Annotated in this window: 24 protein-coding genes; 19 read left to right on the top strand and 5 right to left on the bottom strand. The window is 65.7% G+C overall.

Features of this window, described 5'->3' with window-relative positions; translation table 11 throughout:
• Positions 1-184 precede the first annotated feature (184 nt).
• The 4 genes from KUV65_RS08025 (at position 185) to KUV65_RS08010 (ending at position 3,847) form a co-directional block, all read left to right on the top strand.
• Positions 185-1,147, top strand: a complete 963-nt coding sequence (locus KUV65_RS08025; RefSeq protein WP_222189212.1) for a lipid A-modifier LpxR family protein — start codon at positions 185-187, stop codon at positions 1,145-1,147.
• Between the two features lie 141 nt (positions 1,148-1,288).
• On the top strand, positions 1,289-2,356 hold the full coding sequence (locus KUV65_RS08020) for a Hint domain-containing protein (protein ID WP_222189210.1): 1,068 nt from the start codon (positions 1,289-1,291) through the stop codon (positions 2,354-2,356).
• A gap of 216 nt (positions 2,357-2,572) precedes the next feature.
• Entirely contained in the window at positions 2,573-3,193 is a 621-nt protein-coding gene (gene rpsD / locus KUV65_RS08015) for a 30S ribosomal protein S4 (protein ID WP_222189208.1), read from the top strand.
• 75 nt (positions 3,194-3,268) lie between these two features.
• Entirely contained in the window at positions 3,269-3,847 is a 579-nt protein-coding gene (locus KUV65_RS08010) for a GNAT family N-acetyltransferase (protein ID WP_308124563.1), read from the top strand.
• Between the two features lie 231 nt (positions 3,848-4,078).
• Here KUV65_RS08010 and KUV65_RS08005 read toward each other — a convergent pair whose 3' ends face one another.
• The 3 genes from KUV65_RS08005 to KUV65_RS07995 form a co-directional block, all read right to left on the bottom strand.
• Positions 4,079-4,648, bottom strand: a complete 570-nt coding sequence (locus KUV65_RS08005; protein ID WP_222189198.1) for a hypothetical protein — start codon at positions 4,646-4,648, stop codon at positions 4,079-4,081.
• 270 nt (positions 4,649-4,918) lie between these two features.
• Positions 4,919-5,857, bottom strand: coding sequence for a Hint domain-containing protein (locus tag KUV65_RS08000; protein WP_222189196.1), 939 nt, complete (start codon positions 5,855-5,857; stop codon positions 4,919-4,921).
• 424 nt (positions 5,858-6,281) lie between these two features.
• The gene (locus tag KUV65_RS07995) at positions 6,282-6,452 is read right to left on the bottom strand and encodes a hypothetical protein (RefSeq protein ID WP_222189194.1); all 171 of its coding nucleotides are present in this window, start codon (positions 6,450-6,452) and stop codon (positions 6,282-6,284) included.
• 47 nt (positions 6,453-6,499) lie between these two features.
• Between KUV65_RS07995 and KUV65_RS07990 the strand changes: the two genes are divergently transcribed.
• Positions 6,500-7,753, top strand: coding sequence for an MFS transporter (locus tag KUV65_RS07990; protein ID WP_222189192.1), 1,254 nt, complete (start codon positions 6,500-6,502; stop codon positions 7,751-7,753).
• Position 7,754: 1 nt separating this feature from the next.
• Here KUV65_RS07990 and KUV65_RS07985 read toward each other — a convergent pair whose 3' ends face one another.
• Entirely contained in the window at positions 7,755-8,174 is a 420-nt protein-coding gene (locus KUV65_RS07985) for a hypothetical protein (RefSeq protein ID WP_222189190.1), read from the bottom strand.
• Between the two features lie 206 nt (positions 8,175-8,380).
• Between KUV65_RS07985 and KUV65_RS07980 the strand changes: the two genes are divergently transcribed.
• Positions 8,381-9,247, top strand: coding sequence for a 50S ribosomal protein L11 methyltransferase (locus KUV65_RS07980; protein ID WP_222189188.1), 867 nt, complete (start codon positions 8,381-8,383; stop codon positions 9,245-9,247).
• Between the two features lie 76 nt (positions 9,248-9,323).
• A complete protein-coding gene (locus KUV65_RS07975; protein ID WP_222189186.1) occupies positions 9,324-9,758 on the top strand; it encodes a hypothetical protein in 435 nt (144 codons plus the stop codon).
• A 106-nt stretch (positions 9,759-9,864) separates the two neighbouring features.
• Here KUV65_RS07975 and KUV65_RS07970 read toward each other — a convergent pair whose 3' ends face one another.
• The gene (locus KUV65_RS07970; RefSeq protein ID WP_261331616.1) at positions 9,865-10,065 is read right to left on the bottom strand and encodes a DUF1127 domain-containing protein; all 201 of its coding nucleotides are present in this window, start codon (positions 10,063-10,065) and stop codon (positions 9,865-9,867) included.
• 358 nt (positions 10,066-10,423) lie between these two features.
• Between KUV65_RS07970 and ruvC the strand changes: the two genes are divergently transcribed.
• The 12 genes from ruvC (at position 10,424) to tilS (ending at position 20,405) form a co-directional block, all read left to right on the top strand.
• Entirely contained in the window at positions 10,424-10,936 is a 513-nt protein-coding gene (gene ruvC, locus KUV65_RS07965; protein ID WP_222189184.1) for a crossover junction endodeoxyribonuclease RuvC, read from the top strand.
• Positions 10,933-11,601: a Holliday junction branch migration protein RuvA gene (ruvA, locus tag KUV65_RS07960; protein WP_222189182.1), complete on the top strand. Its 669-nt coding sequence runs from the start codon at positions 10,933-10,935 to the stop codon at positions 11,599-11,601. Before ruvC ends, ruvA begins: the two co-directional genes overlap by 4 nt.
• Before the next feature lie 37 nt (positions 11,602-11,638).
• Positions 11,639-12,661: a Holliday junction branch migration DNA helicase RuvB gene (ruvB, locus tag KUV65_RS07955; protein WP_222189180.1), complete on the top strand. Its 1,023-nt coding sequence runs from the start codon at positions 11,639-11,641 to the stop codon at positions 12,659-12,661.
• A gap of 118 nt (positions 12,662-12,779) precedes the next feature.
• Positions 12,780-13,433 (top strand): hypothetical protein, encoded by a 654-nt coding sequence (locus tag KUV65_RS07950; RefSeq protein WP_222189178.1) that lies wholly within the window; start codon positions 12,780-12,782, stop codon positions 13,431-13,433.
• Positions 13,434-13,464: 31 nt separating this feature from the next.
• On the top strand, positions 13,465-13,875 hold the full coding sequence (gene ybgC / locus KUV65_RS07945) for a tol-pal system-associated acyl-CoA thioesterase (RefSeq protein WP_222189176.1): 411 nt from the start codon (positions 13,465-13,467) through the stop codon (positions 13,873-13,875).
• A 112-nt stretch (positions 13,876-13,987) separates the two neighbouring features.
• On the top strand, positions 13,988-14,680 hold the full coding sequence (gene tolQ, locus KUV65_RS07940) for a protein TolQ (protein ID WP_222189174.1): 693 nt from the start codon (positions 13,988-13,990) through the stop codon (positions 14,678-14,680).
• Positions 14,680-15,156: an ExbD/TolR family protein gene (locus KUV65_RS07935; protein WP_222189172.1), complete on the top strand. Its 477-nt coding sequence runs from the start codon at positions 14,680-14,682 to the stop codon at positions 15,154-15,156. Before tolQ ends, KUV65_RS07935 begins: the two co-directional genes overlap by 1 nt.
• On the top strand, positions 15,146-16,300 hold the full coding sequence (locus KUV65_RS07930; protein ID WP_222189170.1) for a hypothetical protein: 1,155 nt from the start codon (positions 15,146-15,148) through the stop codon (positions 16,298-16,300). The genes KUV65_RS07935 and KUV65_RS07930 overlap by 11 nt, the downstream gene beginning before the upstream one ends.
• A gap of 61 nt (positions 16,301-16,361) precedes the next feature.
• Positions 16,362-17,693 carry a Tol-Pal system beta propeller repeat protein TolB gene (tolB, locus tag KUV65_RS07925; protein ID WP_222189168.1) on the top strand — a complete coding sequence of 444 codons (1,332 nt, stop codon included), beginning with the start codon at positions 16,362-16,364 and terminating at the stop codon, positions 17,691-17,693.
• A gap of 75 nt (positions 17,694-17,768) precedes the next feature.
• Positions 17,769-18,290, top strand: a complete 522-nt coding sequence (gene pal / locus KUV65_RS07920) for a peptidoglycan-associated lipoprotein Pal (RefSeq protein WP_222189166.1) — start codon at positions 17,769-17,771, stop codon at positions 18,288-18,290.
• A 4-nt stretch (positions 18,291-18,294) separates the two neighbouring features.
• On the top strand, positions 18,295-19,131 hold the full coding sequence (ybgF, locus tag KUV65_RS07915) for a tol-pal system protein YbgF (protein WP_222189164.1): 837 nt from the start codon (positions 18,295-18,297) through the stop codon (positions 19,129-19,131).
• Entirely contained in the window at positions 19,128-20,405 is a 1,278-nt protein-coding gene (gene tilS / locus KUV65_RS07910; RefSeq protein WP_222189162.1) for a tRNA lysidine(34) synthetase TilS, read from the top strand. The genes ybgF and tilS overlap by 4 nt, the downstream gene beginning before the upstream one ends.
• Positions 20,406-20,421 lie beyond the last annotated feature (16 nt).

The following is a 20,421-nucleotide window of genomic DNA, read 5'->3' as shown; positions in this document are numbered from 1 at the left end:
ATGGGGTGTCAAATACCGCACAGGCGCGGCTGCACTGTTTCAACGGCAATGGCTTTTCTTGCTTTTTCTGCGCCGCCGTCTCTATTTTCGCCACAATCCACCGCCAAGACGAGCGGAAAGAAAAAAACGACGAGGCATGGTTATGGCAAGTTACGGCCCCTGGGCGGCCACTTTTTTTTGTGCAATGGCCGTGGTCGGGCTGACTGGCGCGGGCTGGGCCAACGGCCCCGAGACCGACTTTCCCCATGTCGACCCGCTCACCATCGAACCGCCGGTGCCGATGCCGGAAGGGCGGCGCATCCTCGGCGTGACGCGCATTTTCGACAATGACTGGTACGGCATCCCGGTTGGCGACCGCTATGACCGCTGGCAGACCGGCAGTTTCGCCGTCTCCATCCTGCACGGGCACGAATGGCAGGACGCGCTGCCGGACCGTCCGTTTCAATTGATGGAATACCGTGTGCGCGGTCAGATCATCGCGCCCGACAACCTCGCTGCGCCGGACCCGGGCGACCGGCCCTATGCCTCGTCCTGGTGGCTGGGCGCGGCCACGCATTTCGGATGGCAGGGCTTTGACGTGACCGCCGGGGCGGACGTGGTCATCACCGGTCAGCAGACCGGGCTGATGCAGATCCACAGCGCCGTGCACGAGGTCTTCGGCAACAACCCCATCCGCCTGGAAGACTACGAGATCGACGACGGGATCTACCTCCATGGCCGTCTGGAGGTCGCGCGCCAATTCGAATTCGACAGCTGGTCCGCCCGCCCCTTTGTCGAGGTGCAGGCCGGGGTAGAGACCTTCGCGCGCACCGGTATCGACCTGACCTTCGGCAATCTCGGCGCCAATGGCCTGCGGCTGCGCGACGAGGTGACGGGCCAGCGCATCGCCGGGCTCAACTCTCTCGAAGCGTTGGGGGGCTGGTCCTTCCTGCTTGGCGGTGACGTGGCCTATGTCACGGATTCGGTCTTTCTGCCCGAGGATCGCGGGGTCGAGGTCGAAGAGATACGTCACCGTCTGCGCGCAGGCGTGAATTACGGCGTGGGCGACAGCAATTTCTTCTACGGCGTCACCTACTTGTCCGAGGAATTCGTGAACCAGCCCGCCGGGCAGGTGGTGGGCACGCTCTCGATCGATCTCCGCTTCTAGGCCACACGCCGAATCATAGCCGAATCAACGGCTTCACAGGCCGAATCACCCGTGCTATCTTTCGATACATAACGTCGGAAAACCGGCGAAGCATACAACCTATGAGGCGGGGCTATGGGCACGGGCTTGCGGGGCGCGTTCATGTTGTCATGGGCGCAAACCTGTATCGAGGGATTACCGGCAGAACCAAACCAAGAACTGGCCGAGGGGATGACATGGCGCTGGCACGGTCGCGCCCTGCCGCTTGAAGGTGACGGCGCCGCCCTCATGCTCTCCGCCAGCCGGGATCACGAAGAGCTCCGTTCCCGCGCGGCGCGGGTGGTGGATAAACTCCTCCAAGGCCCTGCGCGCGGCCCCGCCGATCCTGTTTTCGAAGACGACGATCCGCTGTTCTCCGGCGGTTTCATCGTGTCGGATGGTGTCGGCTTCTTCCGCGCCGTGCCGATCCCGGTGGAAGAGGGCGCGACGCCGATCCTTCTCTTCTCGGATGGTCTGCCGGCCCCGGATCGCGAGCACACGATCATCGCCTGTTCCGACCGCTTCCTGCGCGATCCCGACAGCGACGCCCCCGCCGTCATCTGCTTCACGCCCGGAACGCGCCTGCGCACCGAAGACGGCGATGTCGCGATCGAGGATCTTGGCCCCGGCGACCGCATCCTGACCCGCGACGACGGCCCGCAAGAGGTCATCTGGTCCGGCAATCGCCGCATGTCGGGCGCGCGCCTGTTTGCCATGCCCGAGCAGCGCCCGATCCGCCTGCGCGCCTGTGCGCTCGGGGTGGACCGGCCCGATGCCGACCTCGTGGTCAGCCCCGAACACCGCGTCCTGATCGGGGGGGCTGCCTCGCGCGACCTGTTCGGCGAGGCCGAGGTGCTGGTGCGCGCCGCCGACCTCGTGGGCGATGCGCAGATCAGCGTCGATCACTCCCTGCGCGAGACCTACTACATTCACCTCATGCTGGAACGGCACCAGGTGGTCTGGGCCAATGGCTTGCAGGTCGAAAGCTTCCATCCCGGCTACATGGGGCTCGATCATCTCAGCCGGTTGCATCGCGACTATCTCTTCGAGTTGCGCCCCGAGTTGGAGCGCGATCCCCACTGTTACGGCGCGCCCGCGCGGCGGATGCTCAACCGGGCCGAGGCGGCGATCATGCTGGATGGCGGCCGCACCCGCCCGAATGCCGCGCAGCCCCGCAGCCTCGCGATCTGATCGAACCGCAGCAGTCGTCCCCCCCCATTGACACCCGCGTCCCGTGCTGTAGAAGCGCGGCTCATTCCCCGGTCGATCAGGCCGGGGTATTCATTTGGTGTTGGTGGCCCCCGCGAGGGGATGCCTGTCGGGCCCCGGACAACCTCCGGATAAGTCCAAAGGACAACGCCCTTCACCGCCCCGCTTCCGGGGCACCGCAACGAAGGAGATCAGACGGTGACCAAACGCACCTCTGCCAAGTACAAGATCGACCGCCGCATGGGCGAAAACATCTGGGGCCGCCCCAAGTCGCCGGTGAACCGCCGCGAATACGGCCCGGGCCAGCACGGCCAGCGCCGCAAGGGCAAGATGTCCGACTTCGGCCTGCAGCTGCGCGCCAAGCAGAAGCTCAAGGGCTACTACGGCGACCTGACCGAAAAGCAGTTCCGCCGCATCTACGCCGAGGCCGAGCGTCTGCGCGGCGACACCGGTGAACAGCTGATCGGCCTGCTCGAGCGCCGCCTCGACGCCGTCGTCTACCGCGCCAAGTTCGTGCCGACCGTTTTCGCCGCCCGCCAGTTCGTCAACCACGGCCACGTGCTGGTGAACGGCAAGCGCGTCAACATCCCCTCCTACCGCGTGCAGGAAGGCGACGTGATCGAGGTCCGCGAGAAGTCCAAGCAGATGGCGCTGGTCCTCGAAGCCAGCCAACTGCCCGAGCGCGACGTGCCCGACTACCTCGATGTCGACCACTCCAAGATGATCGCGACCTTCGTGCGCACCCCCGGCCTCGCCGACGTGCCGTACCCGGTCCAGATGGAACCGAACCTCGTCATCGAATACTACGCGCAGAACTAAGCTTCGCGTTGATCCGATTTGCGAAGGGCCGCCCGCTTGGGCGGCCTTTTTCATGTCGCGGAAAGTTTATGACTGGTGGCCATTTCGCGCATCGCCAATGGTAGCTTTGCGGGCCGAGCCTCTCGGGCTTGCAACAGCAGCCCATCTTTCACTAACCACAGCGAAAAAATCATTCACGGCAAAAAGTACAGGCCTGACATGACAGCGATTTCTATCCGACAGGCGCAGGACAAAGACGCCACGACAGTCGCTTCTCTGGTTCACGCGCTTCTTGATGAGCTTTCAGGTGGGAACGCACCCGAATTGAGTGAGGTCACCCGGTCCGCCAAGGCCGTTCTTCCCGCGGCGAATGTTGTTGCGGCGATTGCTTGGGTCGAGGGCGAGGCCGTTGGCGTCATGACGCTCAATGAGTGCGCTGCGATTTATGCCGGCGGGAAATTCGGAGAAATATGCGAACTCTATGTGCGCCCTGACATGAGGTCTAAAGGGGTTGCGCATCAGCTCGTCGAGCATGCTCAGCGCGAAGCGCGCGCTCGGGGGTGGACGCGGATCGAGGTTGGAGCGCCAAGGCAGCCTGATTGGCATCGCACTCTCAACTTCTACTTGCGCAACGGGTTTGATGAGATCGGTCCACGCCTTCGGTGTTTGCTTTAGATCTAGCGAAGCTTGGGTTGCGACAACTTTTACCCCTGCGCTCTGCTCCAGATCTGGGTGGCACGACCAGCGACGCGCGCTGATGGCGAGAGGCCGCCTGTTTCCGTGTTGCGCGCAACTCGACCCTCACACCTAACGGCGCGGGTCAACTCTTCCAGAACGCCGACCCTCGGCACGCCAGATTTGCTGGTGGCCGTCACAAAGGTAATGCAGCGGGTATTCTTTGTACGCTTATCTCAAAACCCAGGCCGCCCTGACCAACAGCGCGAAGGCGAGCAATTCTACCAGTTCCTCGAACAGCGCATTCTTGGAAAGTCCGAAAGCGCCCTGTTCGAAAATGCTCGACACACCGAACACGAGGATGGCCAGGTAAATGGACAAGCTCGTCGGATGGACCAAAAGGCGCCGGATCGCCGCCAGTTTCGAGTCCACGAAGCGGACAAAAACCACGAGCGCTACAATAAGAAACGCGCCAACGACGGAGCCCATCAAGACCTGAACGGCCAACACACCTTGCGCGCTTGCCCCCACGGCTGACCCAAAGCTCACCTCTCGGCCGACACCGATGAAAGGGAAGGTCGTGACGAACAGGCCATAGGACAGAAGCGCGAGGTTGTTGGTCTTGAAGAGCGCGTAGGTCCGAACAAGGAACAGCAAGGTCGCCATCAGCAAGAGCACGACTTGCAGGTTTTCGAGCAGTCCGTTCTCGGCGGCGATTTCGGGCGTGGTCAAGGGGAGCGTGCCAATCTTTGCAGTGGTATTGGATGGAGCGCGGCCGCAACCGGTCGCGACGAGCCCCATCCCAAGTCACTACCCGCCCTACGGGATTTGGCCCCAGGATTGCAACTGCTGACGCTATCGAGCGATCTCTTTCGATTGGGGGCGGGGACGCGGACGTTCTCTGAGAATAGAGCGAGGGTCGGGTCAGCGAACTTGGCCGCGGTATATAGCACGGGATTCAATGACTGCTTCAAACCCTGCCGGATTTTGGTGACCGTTGCGGTGGATCCGCCAGAACCTTCCTAACCGATAATGGCGCCGACATAGTGAAGCCGCTGGCACGATGCAGTGTCACGCCGCCACACTGGCTACCGTGCGTCCGGAGATCATCGCCGACGCGAGGGCGTGGGCTTCAAACGCACGGAGAATGCGGCGGGCGGGCGGGCCGACATCCACCGTCTCGTCTATCGCTTCGGGGAAAATTGCGCGGATCTCTGACAAGGCGCAGTCGTCCAGCGCGCCCAGTGCTTCGGGGCCGGGGAACAGGCTTTCGCACGGCATCCCGTTGGCGATCACGATTTCATGGCGCTCAAACAGCAGGTGATTATAGGCAACGCCTTTGGGGGCCTTGGCGGGGGCGATCCCAGGGCAGTCCTTCAGCATCCGAACGGCCGCCAACACATCGAACTCGCCGAACAACATCTCGACCCGCCAATCGCTCAGCATCAAGCGATGGTTCGGCGACAAAACCAGATCGCGCGATGGCTGACCGGGGCCAAATGTATCGCGCGCGACTTCAATCGGGCACAGACTGGGCTGTGTCCGCAACACATCTGCCGAGAGTTCGCGCCGCCCCACCCATCGCAACGGCAGAGCCCCGGAGTCGCGCGTCATGACCATGTCGCCGGGGCGCAGAGTCTCAACAGGCACCGGCCCCTCGGGCGTGTCGATCAACGTGCCATCGGCAAAGCAGATGATCGTGATCGGCTGGAACGGATCGGTAAAGTCCTTCTCGCCGCCGTCCATCGCCCGGATGACGCCGCTATAGGTGTTGCCGTCCGCGCCGATGTAGCTGAAGTGGATTTCATCGACGTTGTCGGGGTCAACGTAGAAATCGAAGCCGCCAATGAACCCGATGGAATCGTCGGGATCGTATTGCAGGATGTCGATCCTCAACCCGTCCTGCGAGAACGTGGATAGGTCCACCGTGACGCTATCGGCCTCGGTATCGTCCAGAAACTTGATCTTGAAGAAATCGACATCATCGCCGGGGTCAGCGGTAATGGTCACATCCCCCCCACCGGAGATGTTAAGGTTAATGATGTCGTTGTCACCCGTGACAACAGACCCATTCGCTGTGACGTTAATATTCGCCAGCCGCCAAGCTCCTGCCTCGTCGCGCCTCGTTCAAGCGGGCCCGATCAGTCAGGAAGATATAGAGTGGGTTGCCCAAATTCCCGAATTGTCCCTGAGTTTCGACATATATTTCCACGCAAGTCGTAGCGTTGGGGCCACAGGCATGCCGCTCGCAATAGAGCGCACGAGCAAAGCCCAAGCCAGTCGATGGCGAATTTACCGCCTTCCAGCCGTTCGCTGCGGAAAACATGAACGTCCGCCATGAACCGACAGCCATGAACCGACAGCCATCAACTGCCCCTCCTGCGGGGCGCTTGCCCCGGTCCTACGTTTTTCCGGGCCACCCTTAACGATATCTTCACCTTTCCCTGGCATGGTGGATCTCGACGTTTTCCCACATCGAGTTTTTCATCATGTCCACCCGCAGCAATTCCTGCGCGGGGTCGGTGCGATGCGCCCCGTCCGCTGATCCTGCCTCTTTCGCTTCCCGGCCCGTCGACGCGGCCCGCTCCACTCTGCGCCAGCGCACAGACAAACCCCTCGCCAGCCGCAGACTTTCGGCGTATCTGCACGGGCATGGCACTTGGCGATACCCTCAAAACCCTGTCTCTGTCCGAGGCGGAGGCGCTGCCGATCTGGCGGCGGCCCGTGGCCCTCTTGGCGGTCATGGCCTTTGCCATGCCCATCGCCTTCGCCACCTGGTCGGCGCTTTTGAACAACTTCGTCATCGAGATGGCGGGTTTCGATGGCTCGGATATCGGCTGGCTGCACACGGTGCGCGAGATCCCGGGCTTCCTGGCCATCGGGGTGATCCTGCTGATCCTCTTCATCCGCGAGCAGGTGCTGGGGCTGATTTCCCTGATGCTGTTGGGTATTGCCACGGCGATGACGGCGCAGTTCCCCTCGCTCGGCGGGTTGCTGTTCGTGACGCTGCTCAGCTCCATCGGGTTTCACTATTACGAGACGGTGAACCAGTCGCTCCAGCTGCAATGGATCGACAAGAAAAAGGCCCCGCAAACCTTGGGCTGGCTTTTGTCCATCGGGTCGGGGGCGACGCTGGTGGCCTATGCGCTGATCGTTCTGACCTGGCGGGCCTACGACCTCAGCTACGACCTGGTCTACTGGGTCGCGGGCGGGACCACGGCGGCCATTGCGCTCTTCTGTTTCATCGCCTTCCCGCAATTCGAAAGCCCCAATCCGCAGACCAAGAAGATGGTCCTGCGCAAGCGATACTGGCTCTATTACGCGCTGCAATTCATGTCGGGCGCGCGGCGGCAGATCTTCGTCGTCTTCGCGGGCTTCATGATGGTAGAACGCTACGGGTTCGAGGTGCACCAGATCACCGCGCTGTTCATGGGGACGTTGCTGGCGAACATGGTGGCCGCGCCGCTTCTGGGGGCGGTGGTGGCGCGCTTTGGCGAGCGTCTGGCGCTGATCATCGAGTATGCCGGCCTCGGCATGGTCTTCGTGTTCTATGCCGGGCTTTACGTGTTCGACTGGGGGCCGGTCATGGCCGCGGCGCTCTACGTGGTGAACCACCTGTTCTTTGCGCTGGCGCTGGCCATCAAGACCTATTTCCAGAAGATCGCGGCCCCGGGCGACATCGCGCCCACGGCGGCGGTGGCCTTCACCATCAACCATATCGCTGCGGTGTTCCTGCCGGCGGGTCTGGGGTATCTCTGGCTGACCTCGCCCGTGTCGGTCTTCGTGCTGGCGGCGGCGATGGCGTTGGTGTCGCTGCTTCTGTCGCTCCTGGTGCCGCGCCATCCGGAACCGGGGCGCGAAACGCTGCTGACCCGTGCGGCGACCGCGCCCGCCCCGGCGGAGTAGGTCAGACCGATTGCCCCTGCCGCTGGCAGAGGGGTGCGATCGAGAAATGCGTGATCTCGCCGTTCAGCATATCGAACACCAAGCGGCTGCTGCACCCGTCCGCCGTGGTGCCGGTGCCTTCGATCCGGCCCTGGCGCACCCCGTTTGACGTGGACCACGAGAAGGAATTGAAGCCGACGTCCTCGAAGGGGGCCAGCGGGTCGAAGATGGCGCGCAGGGCATCCTCGCTCAGGCTGTCGGCGGTGCCGGGGTGGAGCAGTGCGCGCGCCTCGGCGATCTGACCGGACCCGGCAAGCGCCAGGAAGTCCCGCGCGGTGCGGCTGTCGCCCTTTTGATCCTGAAAGCCGAACCAGATCGCCGCGACGATGATCGCGATGGCCCCGCCTATGAAAACGATAACGCCGCGTGCACCCTTGAGCATGACCGTGTCCCTTTTGCCGTCCGTTACCGCAGACTAACCCGAAACGATGGCGGGCGGGCAGGCAGGATTTCCCGACCGTCCGCGATCCGTCGACGGATGCGATTGAAAAGGGTGGGGCGCGTGGTTGCCCGAAGATCGCGGCGCTGCTGGCCTAACGCCGCGAGGCAGGCTATGCGGTGCAGGACACCCTCAAGAAAGGCCCCGCCATGCCAACCTTCACGGCGCTGACCACCCTTCCCGGAAAGGACAAGGCCGAGGCGCTTGGCCTCGCGCTCGAAGACATCGTTCCGGAACCGACCGGCATCGGGGTCTTCGAGATGGAGGACGGCTCCGGCCTGTGGGAGATCGGGGCCTATTTCACCGAAAGCCCGGACGAGGTGGCGCTGGCGCTCTTGGCCGCGGCCCATGGTGCGCAGTCCTTTGCCGTCTCGGAACTGCCCGAGACCGATTGGGTCGCCCATGTGCGGCGTGAGTTGCATCCGGTCGAGGCCGGGCGTTTCTACCTCTATGGCTCGCATGACGCAGACAAGGTTCCCGAGGCGTCGGTTCCGCTGCTGATCGAGGCGGCGATGGCCTTTGGCACCGGGCATCACGGCACGACCAAAGGGTGCCTCGAGGCCTATGACGCGCTGCTGGCGCACGGCAAGGTGCCCGGCAATGTCGCGGATATCGGATGCGGCACGGCGGTTCTGGCCATCGCGGCGGCCAAGACCGCGCCCAATCCCGTAATCGCCTCGGATATCGATCCGGTGGCGGTCGAGGTGGCGCTGGCCAACGCCACGGCGAACGGGGTGGGCGACCGCGTGGCCTGTGTCGAGGCGGCGGGCTTCGACCACCCTGATCTTGCAGCGCGCGCGCCCTTTGACCTGGTGTTCGCCAATATCCTGAAAGGCCCGCTGATCGATCTGGCGCCCGCGATGGCCGCCCATATGGCGCCGGGCGGGCATGTCATCCTGTCGGGGTTGCTGAACGAGCAGGCCGATGAGGTCATCGCCGCCTACGAGGCGGCGGGCCTATCCCTTTTCGCACGATCCGAGATCGGCGAATGGACCACGTTGACCATGATTGCTTAATTTTCGTCGAATTTTGGCCTCATTTGTGGTAGCAAGATTTCCGGTGGGGGCGACTTGTAGCGGACAGGTTGCCCTAATGGCTCAGAATGAAACAACTTTTTCTCAGCGCCTCGAGAGAATCGAGAGCGCCAATAAGCGCGGCTTATTTTCTCGCCGCCGCCGTCGTCCCCCTCAATCGGGGCTGGTCTTTCACGCAGATGGTGTCGTGACACGCCGCGCGCCGCCGCGTCAGCGATTGCGGTTTGCCTTTCCTTTGCGCGGGTTGATCGTCGCTTTCGTGCTGATCGCCCTGGTCAAATCCTATATGATGTGGGCCTTGGGCGGTGAGGTCTATGGCGCCGCGATCTCGGGGCTTCTGGCCGGGTCGGAGCTGGAGCGTGCGGCCGGGCTGGTGCTGGCCCCCGATGCGGTCACCCTTTGGATGGTGGATGCCATGCAGGCCATCTACCGCTTCTTCGGATCCATGATGACGGCCTTGGAAGGCTTCGCCTCTTCCGTGATCGCGGTCTGATCGCCACCTTTCATCCGCTACACCATGAAAAAAAGGGGCGCGCAGTTTCCTGCGTGCCCCTTTCCTGTCCCCTGGTGGCCGCCGGTGCAGCCACCGTCCCGCGAGTTCAGCTGTGGCGACCCTCTGCGATCATGTCGATGTCGCCGCGCACAAGGCCCAGGTCGTCCAGTTCCCGGTCGCTGAGCTGCGAAAGCGCCTTGCGCGTCACGCGGGCGTCGTTCCATGCGGCCAGCCGGCCAACCATGCCGGCAAGGAGACGGGTGGCGCTGAACCCTGCGCCGAGGGGGCGGTTGGTGATGATGGCCATTGGTCTCATCCTTTCCGGTTTCAGTTGGGTCGGCAGGCGCGTGTCAGCGCCCTGTGAATGAACCGCACTTAGATGTCGGAAATGCGCCATGCAATAAGCGATTTTTGCATGGGATCCATGCGCGGATTGCATGTCTCGTTTTCCGCCTAAGCCCATGCGAAATATGGCAAAAATCCGCTCAGCTGGGTGTCGTTTCCAGTCGCCGGAGTGACGCATTTCGACCTCGTGAAAGGGCCCGTGTCGCAATCAGGCATCGGGGCGTCGAAAACGCTCTTCGCTTGGCAAATGTTCGCCTTTCGTGCTAGTGGTGCGAAAAGGTCGCAGAAATCGCGATGCAAACGGGGCAGGCGGGCAGCAGATGCGCATCATCGGGATCGATCCGGGGCTCAGAAGCCTTGGCTGGGGTGTGATCGAGGCGCATCAGGGCCGACTCAGTCACGTCGCGAACGGCCAGTGCCGGACGGAACGCGGCGACCTCGCCCTGCGGCTCTTGTCGCTTCATGACCAGTTGAGCGAGGTGTTCGCCGCCTACGCGCCCGAGACGGCGGCGGTCGAGCAGACCTTCGTGAACCGTGACGGGGTGGCGACGCTGAAGCTGGGCCAGGCGCGGGCGATCGCGCTGCTGGTGCCTGCGCAGGCAGGGTTGCACGTGGCCGAATACGCCCCGAACGCCGTGAAAAAGGCCGTGGTCGGTGTGGGCCATGCCGACAAGCGACAGGTCGAGCACATGGTCCGGCTGCAACTGCCGGGCGCGGTTCCCACGGGCTCGGATGCCGCCGACGCGCTGGCCATCGCGATCTGCCATGCCTTCTACGCGCAGGCCTCGGGCCGGTTGGAGGCGGCGCTGGCCGCGGCGGGGGGCGCGAAATGATCGGAAAGCTGTCAGGCCGGGTGGATTACAAGGCGTCGGATCACGTGCTGCTGGACGTGGGTGGTGTGGGCTATGTCGTCTATTGTTCGGACCGGACGCTGGCGGCGCTGCCGGGACCGGGCGAGGCGGTGGCGCTCTACACCGAATTGCTGGTGCGCGAGGACCTTTTGCAGCTGTTTGGTTTCCGCACACCGTATGAGCGGGAATGGCACCGGCTGCTGATTTCCGTGCAAGGGGTTGGTGCCAAGGCGTCGATGGCGATCCTCGGCACGCTCGGGGCCGAGGGGGTGGCGCGCGCGATCACCCTGGGCGACGCGGCGGCGGTGAAGGCCGCGCCGGGGGTCGGCCCGAAACTGGCGCAGCGCGTGGTCAACGAGTTGAAGGACAAGGCGCCCGCGACGATGGCGATGGGTGGCAGCCTTGGCGCGGCCATGGGCGATGCACCGGCAGAGGTGATCGAAGGTGGCGCCCCAAGGGCCGCGCCCGCACCTGCCGCCCCGGCCTCCAGCAGTGCGCAGGCGGATGCGCTTTCGGCGTTGCAAAACCTCGGCTATGCGCCCGCCGATGCCGCGCGGGCCGTGGCGCAGGCGGCGGGCGAGGATGCGCAGGCCGAAACCCCTGCGCTGATCCGCGCGGCGCTGAAACTGCTCGCGCCCAAGGAGTGATGGCAATGGCCCCTCAAGACGGGCATAACGCAGCGCAATGACCGAGCCTGACCCGACATTGCGCCCCGACCCGCTGCCCGAAGATGGCGACCGCGCCCTGCGTCCGCAGACGCTGGACGATTTCATCGGACAGGAAGAGGCGCGTGCGAACCTGCGCGTCTTCATCGAAAGCGCGCGGCGGCGGGCCGAGGCGATGGACCATGTCCTGTTCCACGGGCCGCCGGGGCTGGGCAAGACGACGCTGGCGCAGATCATGGCGCGCGAGCTGGGGGTGAACTTCCGCATGACCTCGGGGCCGGTGCTGGCTAAGGCGGGGGATCTGGCGGCGATCCTGACCAATCTCGAAGCGCGCGACGTTCTGTTCATCGACGAGATCCATCGCCTGAACCCGGCGGTGGAAGAGGTGCTCTACCCCGCGCTGGAGGATTTCGAACTGGACCTCGTGATCGGCGAGGGGCCGGCGGCGCGGACCGTGCGGATCGAGTTGCAGCCCTTCACGCTGGTCGGGGCAACGACGCGGCTGGGCCTGCTGACTACGCCCTTGCGCGACCGCTTCGGCATCCCGACGCGGTTGAATTTCTACACCCATGCCGAGCTGGACCACATCGTGGCGCGCGGGGCGCGTCTGGCGGGGTTGGAGTCTGAACCCGCCGGCACCGCCGAGATCGCCAAGCGCGCCCGTGGCACGCCGCGCATCGCCGGGCGGCTGCTGCGCCGGGTGATCGACTTCGCGCTGGTCGAGGGGGATGGGCGGCTGACGCAAGCCATCGCGGACAGGGCGCTGACCCGGTTGGGGGTGGACAGCCTGGGCCTGGACGGGGCCGACCGGCGCTACCTGACGCTGATCGCCGAGAATTACGGCGGCGGGCCGGTGGGGATCGAAACCATTGCCGCGGCACTGGCCGAACCGCGCGATGCGCTGGAAGAGGTGATCGAGCCGTTCCTGTTGCAACAGGGCCTTATCGCCCGGACACCGCGCGGGCGGATGCTGGCGCATAAGGGCTGGTCGCATTTGGGGCTCGCGGCACCGAAGCAACCGGGGCAGGGCGACCTGTTCTGAGCGATGCAGGATTTCTCGAGAAATCCTGGCCGGAAAACTCGAGTTTTCCGCGTTTTCGCAAGCGAAAACGCTGGCTCCTCTTGACCCTGTGGGCGTGACGCGATTGACCCTTTTGCCCATGACCGATGCAACGCTCGACCCGCTGTCGCCCGCCGAGATCGAGGCGCTGTTCACCCGCGCCGATGGCCAGTACCTCTTTGCCCGCTGGGGGCGGCCCATCGTGCCCGTCGTCTTCGGCGTGGAGGATCAGACCGTCTCGATCCTGAAGGGCGCGATCGAGGCGGTGGTGGCGCTGGCCGGTCACAAAATGGCCGAAACCGACCCGGAACTGGGCGCGAACCTGATGGTGTTCTTCATTCGCGACTGGTCGGAACTGGTCGAAACGCCGAACCTCGACCGCCTTTTGCCCGATCTGCCTGGCATCGTCGCGCGGCTGCAGGAGGCGGACGCGAACCAATACCGCTCTTTCCGCTTCGACGAGGCCGGCGGGATCAAGGCCGCTTTCGTATTTGTTCGAATGGATTCGCAAATGCGCGAAGCCGCGGCCGAAACCATTGCGCTCAGCCAGGTGGTGCAGACGATCCTTCTGTGGTCGGACACCGCGTTTCTCGGCACCTCGCCGCTGGCGGTGTTGCAGGAAGGTGGCCCCGCGATGCTGAAGCCCCAGATCGCCGACCTGATCCGTGCGGGCTATGACCCGGTCATGCCGGTGGCCGCGACCGACCCCTCCCATGCGCTGCGGCTGGCGGCCCGATTGCCGCGCCCCTCTTGAACGCAAGCACGGCTGCGGGCATGTCGTTGACATGATCCATCGTCATCCCATCCGCGTCTATTACGAAGACACCGACCTTGCCGGGATCGTCTACTACGCGAACTACCTGCGCTTCCTTGAGCGCGGGCGGTCCGAGATGGTGCGCGATGCCGGCATCAGCCAGGTCGAGATGAAGGCGCAGGGGCTGGTGTTCGCCGTGCGCCGGGTCGAGGCCGATTACCTCAAGCCCGCCCATTTCGAGGACCTGCTGACGGTCGAAACCCGCTGCGTGGCCCTCAAGGGCGCCAGTTTCGACATGCCGCAACGGGTTTTGCGCGGCGACCAGGTGCTGCTGGAGGCCGTGGTCAAGGTTGTCGTGTTGAACGCGGCGGGGCGGGCCACACGACTTCCGGCGGATATTCGCGCAAAACTGGAGACGATTTTGGCGAATGACGGCGAATAAAGCAGAAGTGTTCGCCATCCCTCTTACAAACTGGTAAACTGCTTCCTTAATGAGGCGCTGAAAACAGCGTCCGTGACCGTTTGAGGCCGGGCAGAGGAAGATTTAAGCCACCATGGAAACAGAAACGCTCGCGCTGGCGCAGGAGGCGGATTTCACGCTGATCGCGCTGTTCTTCCGCGCGTCCTTCATCGTCCAGCTTGTCATGATCGCGCTAATCGCGGCGTCGGTTTGGGTCTGGGCCATCACCTTTTCCAAGATCGCCATGTATCGCCGGGCACGCGCCAACGCCGCCGCCTTCGACGCGGCCTTCTGGTCGGGCGAGCCGCTGGATGAGCTCTATGATCAGGTCGCCGAGGCGCCCGGCAGCGCGTCCGAGCGTGTGTTCGTCGCCGGTATGACCGAGTGGCGGCGCAGCCTGCGCGATGACGGGGCGCTGATCCCCGGCGTGCAGCAGCGCGTGGACCGCTCGATGGATGTCGCCATCTCGCGCGAGGCCGACCGGCTGACCAACGGGTTGACCTTCCTTGCGACAACCGGGGCGACCGCGCCCTTCGTGGGGCTTTTCGGCACGGTCTGGGGCATCATGCGCTCGTTTCAGGAGATCGCGATTTCGGGCAACACCTCGCTCGCCGTCGTTGCCCCCGGTATCGCCGAGGCGCTGCTGGCGACGGGACTGGGCCTGTTGGCCGCCATCCCGGCCGTGATCCTCTACAACAAGCTGTCCGGCGATGCCGAGGCGCTTGTGGCGACCTATGAAGGGTTTGCTGATGAATTCTCCACGCTTCTGTCGCGGCAGCTCGACTGATGGGGGCGTCGGTCGGACATAACGCGGGGCCGCGCAGGCGGCGGGGGCGGGCGCGGCGCGTCGCCAGCCGCCCCATGTCCGAGATCAACGTCACGCCCTTCGTGGACGTGATGCTGGTGCTTCTGATCGTGTTCATGGTCTCGGCGCCCCTGATGACCGTGGGCGTGCCCATCGACCTGCCCGACACCTCGGCCGAGGCGCTGCCGTCGGAGGATGAAGAACCGTTGACCGTGACGCTGGCGCCTGATGGCACTGTTCTGATCCAGACGACCGAGGTGCCGGTGGGTGACCTGGTCGCGCGTTTGCAGGCCATCGCCTCGGAGCGCGACAGCCCGCGCATCTTCCTGCGCGCGGACGGCTCCATCCCCTATGAACGGGTGATGACGATCATGGGCGCACTGAATGCCGGCGGGTTCCGCGAGATCGGCCTGGTAACCGATTCCGGCGGGCCGCGTCTTGACGGGAATGGGGAGTGACGGGGCCATGCGCCGGTCGCTCTATGCCTCGGCGACAATCCATCTCGCGATCCTGTTGTGGGTTGCGATCGGGGGGAATCTGCTCCGCAGTTCTCCCGAGGCCGAGTTCCAGGTGACCGGCGTGACGCTTCTGTCCACCGCCGAGTTCGAGGCGTTGACCCAAGGCACCCTGCCCACCCCGGCGGCCGTGGACACGATCACCCCACCCGAGCCGGCGGAAGAGATCGCCGCCCCCGATCCGCTGGCCCCGGAACAGGCCCCGCCGCCGCGCGCCCGCCCCGAGGAAACCGCCGCCCCCGAGCCGGAAGTCGCGCCCGAGCCGACGCCGCCCGCGCCGCAGGCCGAGGTGACCGACGAGATTGCGGCCCTGCCGCAGCCGTCGGGCGCGCCGGACCTGCCCCCCAGCGATACGCCGACCCCGCGCGAGGCCCCGCGCGTCGCCCCCGTGCCGGCCCCTGCGCCGGAGCCGGAGGTCGAGACCGCGCCCGAGGTTCTGGACCAGCCCATCTCGCCCGAGGTGAGCGATGCGCCCGCCGACGAAGCCCCCCAGACCGCCCCGGAAGAGGCGACGACCGAGATCGTGACCGAGGCCGAGGAGCCCGCAGGCGGCCCGATCGCGCCAACCTCCTCGCCGCGCCCCACGGCCCGGCCCGCGCGCCCCGCACCGGTCGAGGTGGCCGAGCAGACCCCTGCGCCAGAGCCGACGCCCGAGCCGCAACCCGAGGACACCGCGCCCGCTGCCGAAGACCCGCTGGCCGATGCCATCGCCAGCGCCGTGGCCGAGGCCGTCGAGACGCCCGCCCCCGCCGCGCCCTCTGGTCCGCCGCTCAGCCAGGGGGTGCGCGACGGGTTCCGCATCGCCGTGCAGGCCTGCTGGAACGTTGGCGCGCTCTCGACCGAGGCGTTGGGGACGACCGTGGTCGTGGGGTTCGACATGGCGCGGAACGGCGTGCCCGAGGCTGGCACCATCCGCCTGATCGAGTTTTCCGGCGGGTCCTCTGCCGCCGCGCAACAAGCCTACGAGGCCGCGCGCCGCGCGATCATTCGCTGCGGCACCAATGGCTACGACCTGCCCGAGGAAAGCTATGACCGTTGGCAACAGGTCGAACTGGTCTTCAACCCCGAGGGGATGCGCCTGAGATGATCCCTTCACGGAATTCGTTTATCCTCTTTCCCCAAGCCGCCCGCGCGGCAGGAGGTCTTTGATGTTGAAATCCTTGAAACTGCTGGCAATCGCTGCCGTCGCCGCCTTGGTGCCGTTGACGGCCAGCGCGCAGAACGGGCCGCTGCGGCTGGAGATCACCGAGGGTGTGATCGAGCCGCTGCCCTTCGCCCTGCCGCAATTCATCGCCGAGAACGGGGCCGCGACGGACGTGGCCGCCGACATCACGCGGGTCATTGCCGCCGACCTGCGCGGTACGGGGCTGTTCCGGCAGATCCCGCAGGATGCCTATATCTCCAGCGTCACGAATTTCTCCTCGCCGGTGCAATATGCCGATTGGCAGGCGATCAACGCGCAGGCGCTGATCACCGGCTCGGTCGAGTCCCGCGGCGATGGGACCATCGTCGTCCGCTTCCGCCTGTTCGACGTGTTCTCCGAGGCGCCCTTGGGCGAGGGACTCCAGTTTTCCGGCAGCGCGGATAGCTGGCGTCGCATGGCCCATACCGTAGCCGACCAGGTGTACGAGCGGATCACGGGCGAGACCGGCTATTTCGACACGCGCGTGGTCTTCATCCACGAAGAGGGGCCGAAAAACGCCCGTCTCAAGCGCCTGGCCGTCATGGATTACGACGGCGCGAATGTTCAGTTCCTGACCGACAGCCGCAGCCTTGTCTTGGCCCCGCGCTTCAGCCCTCAGGGCGACCGGATCATCTACACCAGTTACGAGTCCGGCACGCCGCGCGTCTACCTGATGGATGTCGCCACCGTCACCAGCCGCCCGCTCGAGGCGATCCCGGCGGGCAACATGACCTTCTCGCCGCGCTTTTCGCCCGATGGCACGCAGGTCGTGTTCTCGTTGGAGGATGGCGGCAATACCGACATCTACCTGCTGGACCTTGCCACCGGCACGCGCACACGGTTGACCAGCGCCCCATCGATCGAGACCGCGCCCAGTTTCTCGCCCGATGGAAGCCGGATCGTGTTCGAGTCCGACCGCTCGGGCACGCAACAGATCTATGTCATGAACGCCAGCGGCGGCGAGGCGACCCGGATCAGCCAGGGCTCGGGCCGCTACGGCACGCCCGTCTGGTCGCCGCGCGGCGATTACATCGCCTTCACCAAGCAGGAAGGCGGGCGCTTCCATATCGGCGTGATGCGCACGAACGGATCGGAAGAGCGCCTGCTGACCTCCAGCTTCCTCGACGAAGGCCCGACCTGGGCGCCGAACGGCCGCGTCATCATGTTCACCCGCGAGACGGCGGGGGCGAACGGTGCGCCGGCGGTCTATTCGGTCGATATCTCGGGGCGGAACCTGCAGCGGGTGGCGACGCCCGGCATGGCCTCTGACCCGGCGTGGTCGCCGCTGCTGCGGTAGCCGTCACGACAATGGACGGGGCCGCGGGCCCCATGATAGTTTAGGCAAAACACGAACCCCGAGGACCCGAGCATAATGACCCCGATCCTGACTACCCGTTTCGCCGCGCGCGCCGCACTCGTGGCCGCCGCCCTGTCGCTGGCCGCCTGTTCGCAGGGCGGGTTTGGCGGCGATGACGCCATCGAGTTGCGCGGCGGCGGTGCCGGCAGCGGCGCGGCCTCCGACCCGAGCAGCCCGGCCTATTTCAACAGCGTCGTCGGCGACCGCGTGCTGTTCGAGGTGGACCAGTCCACCCTGACCGCCGCCGCCCGCGCCACGCTGGATGCACAGGCGCGCTGGCTCTTGGACAATCCCGAGTATTCCGCGCTGATCGAAGGCCATGCCGACGAACAGGGCACGCGCGAATACAACCTTGCGCTCGGCGCGCGCCGCGCCTCGGCCGTGCGCGATTACCTTGTGACGCAGGGCGTGCCGGACAGCCGCCTGCGCACCATCAGCTATGGCAAGGAACGCCCGCTCGAGATCTGCTCGGAAGAGGCCTGCTATCGCCAGAACCGCCGCGCGGTCACGGTGATCTCGGCCGGTCCGGGGGTCTGATCCCATGCGCCGCGCCCTGATCGCCGCCACGCTTCTGGCGTTCACCCTGCCGGTGCAAGCCCCCGCGCAGAGTGCCGAGACGCTGGCCGATATCCGGCAGGAACTGTCGGTGCTCTATGTCGAGTTGCAGCGGCTGGGGCGCGAGTTGAACACCACCGGCGGCGCATCGGGCAGCGGAGGCAGCGGCCCCGCGCTGGCGCGGATGGACGCGATCGAGGCCGAGCTTCGGCGCCTGACCTCGCTGACCGAAGAGTTGGAGTTGCGGATCAACCGCGTGGTGACGGATGGCACGAACCGCGTAGGTGACCTCGAGTTTCGCCTGTGCGAGCTGGAGCCCGATTGCGATATCGGCAGTCTCGGCGACACGCCGAGCCTTGGCGGCGTCGAGGTGCCGACGACCGGTGGCACGCTGCCCGTGACGGGCGGCGGCACAAGCGGCGGCGCAGGCCCGCAACTGGCAGTGGCCGAGCAGGACGATTTCGACCGCGCCCGCGCTGCCTTCGACGCCGGGAATTATGCCGAGGCCGCGCAGGCCTTCGAGGCCTTCACCCAGACCTATCCGGGTGGCCCGCTGTCGTCCGAGGCGCATTTCCTGCGCGGTGAGGCAGAGGCCGCGCAAGGCTCGTGGAACCGTGCGGCGCGTGCTTATCTCGACAGTTTCACCGCTGCGCCGGATGGGGAGCGTGCGCCCGCCGCGCTGACCAGCCTGGGGATTTCGCTGGGGCGTCTTGGGCAGGTCGAAGAGGCATGCGTGACACTGGGCGAAGTTGCCGTGCGCTATCCCGGCAGCCCCGCCGTGTCCGAGGCGCAATCCGAGATGTCGCGCCTCGGCTGTTCGTGAGCGACCCCTCTCTACAGGATCGTTTCGCCGCCCGCATGGGCCAGTTGCTGGGGCCGGAGTTTCCGTCCGAGATCGGGTTGGCCGTGTCGGGCGGTGGCGATTCCATGGCCCTGCTGACGCTGGCGCATAACTGGACGCGGGAGTGGGGCGTGCGGTTGCGCGTCGTCACGGTGGATCACGGGCTGCGCCCCGAGAGCGCGGATGAGGCCGCGATGGTCGCCCGCGAATGCGCCGCGCTTGGCTGGCCGCATGACACGTTGCGCTGGCAGGGCTGGGACGGGCAGGGAAACCTGCAAGACGCGGCACGGCGCGCGCGGCTGGACCTGATCGACGGCTGGCGCGGGGGCATGCGCGACGTGCTGGTCGCCCATACGCTCGACGATCAGGCCGAAACGGTGCTGATGCGCCTCAAGCGCGGCTCGGGTGTCGACGGGCTGTCGGGCATGGCCGAGGCGCGGGTTCTGCCCTCGGGCATGCGTATCCTGCGGCCCTTGCTGGGCGAGCGTCGGGAGGCGTTGCGGCACTATCTGCGGACGCTGAAAATGCCATGGGTCGAGGACCCGTCGAACGAAGACCCGCGCTTTGACCGCGTTCAGGCGCGGCGCGCCTTGGCGGAATTGGCCCATTACGGGCTGAGCGCCGAGGCCTTGGCCCAGACTGCCGCGCGCATGGCGCGGGCGCGGGACGCGCTTTCCTTGCGGGCGGCGGAGGCCGCCAAGCGGATTGTCGCCGAGGGCGTGGGCTGCGGCCAGGCGACCGGGGATCTGTGGATCGACCGTGACGGCTTCGCCGCGTTGGATCGCGAAACACAGTTGCGCCTGCTGGCGGCGGGGCTGCTCTGGATCGCGTCCGCCGCCTATCGCCCGCGCGCCTCGGCGCTGGAGGCGATGCTGGAGGCCGCGCTGTCGGGCGGGGGCAGCACGCTTGCCGGGTGCGCATTGCGCGTGACCACGACGCATCTGCATTTGTTCCGCGAATACAAGGCGGTCGAAGGGGTGTCCGTGCCGGCAGGGCCCGGCGCACGCTGGGACACACGCTGGCGCATCTGCGCCCAAGGTGACGGTCTGACGATCCGTGCGCTTGGCCCGGATGGCTGGGCGCAGGTCGCGGAGAAACCCGGCGATGCGCCCCCCTTCGCCTCGGCGCGCAGCCTACCGGCGCTGTTCAGGGGCGAAATGCTTGTCGCATGCCCTGCGATCGGGCATGGTGATCCAAAGGTTTTCGAGTTCGACCCGTCCGGCGGCCCTTTTGCCGCAGGGCTGAATCCGCATTGAAGTCAGCGCCCCCGTG

It is taken from the genome of Maritalea mobilis, from assembly GCF_019800885.1.
GTDB lineage: Bacteria > Pseudomonadota > Alphaproteobacteria > Rhodobacterales > Rhodobacteraceae > Roseibacterium > Roseibacterium beibuensis.
This window is presented reverse-complemented; position numbering and strand designations above follow the sequence as displayed.